Origin of the sequence: Nocardioides sp. (assembly GCF_025965415.1) — a bacterium.
Taxonomy (GTDB): Bacteria; Actinomycetota; Actinomycetes; order Propionibacteriales; family Nocardioidaceae; genus Nocardioides.
Genome location: NZ_JAOPWY010000177.1, coordinates 1 through 4,028 on the forward strand (window position 1 = coordinate 1; position 4,028 = coordinate 4,028).

Consider the following 4,028-nt stretch of genomic DNA (forward strand, 5'->3'; position numbering starts at 1 on the left):
CTCGGCAACAAGTTCCTCGCGCACATCCGCGAGTCCGCCGCGATCTGCCAGGTCACCCGCGTCTTCCGCGACGAGGACGTCACCCACGTCGACGGCGAGGTCAACCCCGCCAACGACATCTCCACCATCCAGACCGAGCTGATCTTCGCCGACCTGGAGACCGTCGACCGGGCGATCCAGCGGCTGGAGAAGGAGTCGCGCAAGGTCAAGGACCTGGTCGCCAACCTGGAGGCCGCGAAGGCCGCCAAGGACGCGCTGGAGTCCGGCACCCCGATCATCGCGACCGACATCGACCGCGGCCTGCTGCGCGAGCTGTCCCTGCTGACGGCCAAGCCGTTCATCTACGTCTTCAACTGCGACGCCGACGAGCTCGCCGACGAGGCCCTCAAGGACAAGATGCGCGCGATCATCGCGCCCGCCGAGGCGATCTTCCTCGATGCCAAGTTCGAGTCGGAGCTCGTCGAGCTCGGCGACGACGACGAGGCCCGCGAGATGCTCGCCGAGATGGGCATCACCGAGTCCGGCCTCGACCAGCTCGCCCGCGTCGGCTTCGACACCCTCGGCCTCCAGACCTACCTGACCGCCGGCCCCAAGGAGACCCGGGCCTGGACGATCCGGAAGGGTGCCACCGCCCCCGAGGCCGCCGGTGTCATCCACACCGACTTCCAGAAGGGCTTCATCAAGGCCGAGGTCGTCTCCTTCGCCGACCTGATGTCCGCCGGCTCCATGCTCAAGGCCAAGGAGGCCGGCAAGGTGCGCATGGAGGGCAAGGACTACGTGATGGCCGACGGCGACGTGGTGGAGTTCCGCTTCAACGTCTGACGGTTCACTGTTTATGCAGGTCAGACGGCATGTTGGGGCTTTTCAGACACGTTCTGCCCTCACTGTGCCCTCACCAGAAGCAACGACTTCGGCGACCAGGCGCGCCGCGGCGTCCCGCACGCGGTCTTCGGTGGTCGGCCAGAGGTGCGCATAGGTGGTGAGTGTTGTGGTCGGCTTCGCGTCCCCGAGGGCGCGCTGGACGGCGACCACGTCACAGCCCGAGGCGATCAGTCCGGAGGCGTAGAAGTGGCGCAGGTCGTGTAGGCGGACCCCCGCCACCCAGCCCGCTGGAGCGTGGTGCGCCACCGGTGGCCGACGGTGTTCTGGTGCGGCGGCACATCCTCGACCTCGGCGAACAGCCAGTCGTAGGGGAGACCCAGTGCGACGTGCTCGGACAGCATCTGCAGCAGCGCGTCGGGGACGTGGACGGTGCGCTCGGAGTTGTACTTCGGCAGCCGGATCTCAATGTCCCCGTTGAGGCGCTGGACCTGCCGGCGCACATGCACCTGGCGGCGCAGGAAGTCGACGTCCCCGACCTGCAGGGCGGCGGTCTCGCCGAGCCGGAGGCCGGCGAAGGCACACAGACCGACGAAGGCGCGGAACCGCGGCTCCGATGCCTCGAGAATGCTGCGCACGACCTCGGGGGTCGGGATTGCCATCGCGGCCTCCCGCCGGCGCAAGGTGTCGTTCCTCGCCTACCTACGGTGCGGGGGACGCCGCCGGCGATCGGCCGAGTTCCGCACAATCGGAATGCGGATCGTGCCGACAATGCAAGAGGTGGGTTGGCCTGCGGACTCCGTCCGCTGCGTTGGGGATGAGAATCGGGGGGTCGCTCGGCGAGGTCGGCACACACTGGTGCGGGATGAGCCCGTTGAGGTGTATGTCGCGGGGTCATCGGGTGCCTGTGGATTGTTGCTACGAGCACGTGGGTCTGTATCCCGGCAGAGGATCCTCCGAGCGACACCCGGTCCGACCGCCCGGTGGGACCGGTCGGTCGACCAGTGAGGGAGCTGGTGGCGATGGAGGTGCTCTACGACCGAGTCGCGGGACTCGATGTCGGCAAGGCGTCGGTGACGGTGTGCGTGCGGACCCCGGGTGCGCGGCGTGGACGGCACGGCGAGACGAGGACGTTCAAGACGACCACGGGGTCGCTGGGCGTGATGCGCGACTGGCTGCTCGAGCACGGGGTGACGATCGCGGCGATGGAGTCGACCTCGACGTGCTGGAAGCCGATCTTGTACTCTCTGGAGGAGGTGATGGAGGTCTGGTTGCTCAACGCGGCGCACATGAAGGCGGTGCCCGGTAGGAAGACCGACGTGCGGGACGCGGAGTGGATCGCGCAGCTGCTGGAGCACGGGCTGCTGAAGCCGTCGTTCGTGCCGCCGCTGCAGATCCGGCGGTTGCGGATGATGACGCGGAACCGGGTGCAGCTGCAGGGCGATCGGACCCGGGAAACGGTGCGGTTGGAGCTGATGCTCGAGGACGCCTCAATCAAGCTGTCGACGGTGGCATCGTCGCTGACCACGGTGTCGGCACGGGCGATGCTTGGCGCGATGGTCGACGGCGAGACGGACGCGCGGGTGCTGGCCGAGATGGCCAAGTGTCGGATGCGTCGCAAGATTCCGGACCTGGCACAGGCGCTGGAGGGTCACTTCGACGCCCATCACGCACAGTTGGCCAGGTCGATCCTGGACCGGCTGGATCGGGTCGAGCGGGCGATGGTCGAGCTGGATGCGGTGACCGAGTCGGCGTGCGTGCCGTGGGCACACGAGCTGGAGCTGCTGCAGACCATCCTGGGGTGTCGGGGTCCGGGTGGCGCAGACCATCGTGGCGGACACCGGCGCGGACATGTCGAAGTTCCCCACCGCGCAGCACCTGGCGTCGTGGGCCGGTCTGGCGCCGGCGATGTACGAGTCGGCCGGCAAGCGGACACCGCCGGGCGACGGCGCGGGAACAAGTGGCTCTCGGCGATGCTGGTCGAGGCGGCCGGATCGATGGGACGGATGCGCGAGAAGAACTACCTCGCCGTGCAGCATGCACTCCTGACCCGACGCCGGGGGATGAGCCGGGCACAGGTCGCGGTGGCCCACTCGATCCTCACCACGTCCTACCACGTGCTGAAGCGGGACGAGCCCTACCGCGACCTGGGACCCGACTGGCTGGCCAAGCGCAACCAGGAAGCCCACACCCGCCGGCTGGTCGCGCAGCTGGAGAAGCTCGGTCACAGAGTTGTCATCGACCCCGCGGCCTGACACCACCGGGCAACCACATCGTCGGGCTACGCCCGACCGCGCTGACGCGCGCCCTCCTGCATGGTAATTCACGGGTCTGTGTGCACTTGGAAGGTGGCGTAATTCCGGGGAGGACGCTGGCCCTGTTCGTGCGACGGCATTTGGTTAGGCCGTCTGCGGGTAAGTCGTGACCGCTCGGAGTGGGCGAACTGCCGTAGGTGGTTGTTCGAGTCATGTGAGTCCGAGTGAGAGGTCGGCCGGATGCGTCAGCAAACGATCAGGAAGCAGGCGCGGCGTGCGGCGCGAGAGATGGCCGAAAGGCGTCGGCGTGAACGGGTGGAACGGGAAGCGCGGACGATCGCTCTGGCCGAACAGGCATGGTGGCGATCGGCAAACGGGACGCGGCAGTGGCCGCAGCCGAGAAGCTAGCGGTGGCTGCGCTGCGTCAGTTGACGGATGCCGAAGGGTTGAGTCTCAAGGAGGCCGTCGAGTGGTGCGGCGAGACATTGACCGCGCGCGAAGCGACGAGGGTGAGGAGGCTGGTCGCCGAGGATGCGGACGCCGTCGGCGGCGGACATTCCCTTGAGTACGAACTGCGCCCAGCCTGAGCGGCTGTCGGCGCAGGTCGAAGCCACCGGTGCGGCAGGCTAAGGGGGAGGGGACATGCCACCCTGGTCATCAGCTCTCACGAGGATTCGATCGCGGCGGTGCCGCACGTGCTGGGCTTTCGCCCGCAGGAGTCACTGGTATTAGTGCCTTACAACCAGGATCTGCCGTGGGTGCGTGTTGATATCCCAGCGACGGAGGCTGACCGCAGGGACTTGTGGGATGGGAGCCTGCGCGATGCACTAGCTGTGATGCCCAGGCACGTTGGTCGAGATCCTGCGACGACACGGTCTGATCTGTAGATGGGCGAAGGCCTCCCCGGTGTGGAGTGGAGCTATCTAGGAACCGCTCCGCCACCCAGGAGGCCTT

General features: G+C 67.5%; 5 protein-coding genes and 2 pseudogenes. 6 read left to right on the forward strand and 1 reads right to left on the reverse strand.

What is annotated here, in order from left to right:
* Nucleotides 1–822: redox-regulated ATPase YchF (gene ychF, locus JWN97_RS18410; protein ID WP_297626208.1), on the forward strand; the 822-nt coding region annotated here is incomplete at its 5' end.
* 227 nt (nt 823–1,049) lie between these two features.
* Here ychF and JWN97_RS18415 read toward each other — a convergent pair.
* Complete coding sequence (locus JWN97_RS18415) at nt 1,050–1,481, reverse strand: tyrosine-type recombinase/integrase (protein ID WP_297626211.1); 432 nt, start codon at nt 1,479–1,481, stop codon at nt 1,050–1,052.
* 360 nt (nt 1,482–1,841) lie between these two features.
* On the opposite strand from JWN97_RS18415, the pseudogene JWN97_RS18420 reads away from it, so the two are divergent.
* From JWN97_RS18420 to JWN97_RS21305, 5 genes and pseudogenes are all read left to right on the forward strand, one after another.
* Nucleotides 1,842–2,294: pseudogene (locus tag JWN97_RS18420) on the forward strand (transposase); the annotation flags it as partial.
* A 309-nt stretch (nt 2,295–2,603) separates the two neighbouring features.
* Nucleotides 2,604–2,724 (forward strand): annotated as a pseudogene (locus JWN97_RS18425) (transposase); the annotation flags it as partial.
* 101 nt (nt 2,725–2,825) lie between these two features.
* Entirely contained in the window at nt 2,826–3,074 is a 249-nt protein-coding gene (locus JWN97_RS18430) for a hypothetical protein (RefSeq protein WP_297626214.1), read from the forward strand.
* Between the two features lie 356 nt (nt 3,075–3,430).
* Nucleotides 3,431–3,661, forward strand: coding sequence for a hypothetical protein (locus JWN97_RS18435; RefSeq protein ID WP_297626217.1), 231 nt, complete (start codon nt 3,431–3,433; stop codon nt 3,659–3,661).
* A 90-nt stretch (nt 3,662–3,751) separates the two neighbouring features.
* The gene (locus JWN97_RS21305; protein WP_363321314.1) at nt 3,752–3,961 is read left to right on the forward strand and encodes a DUF4192 family protein; all 210 of its coding nucleotides are present in this window, start codon (nt 3,752–3,754) and stop codon (nt 3,959–3,961) included.
* The last annotated feature ends 67 nt before the right edge of the window (nt 3,962–4,028 follow it).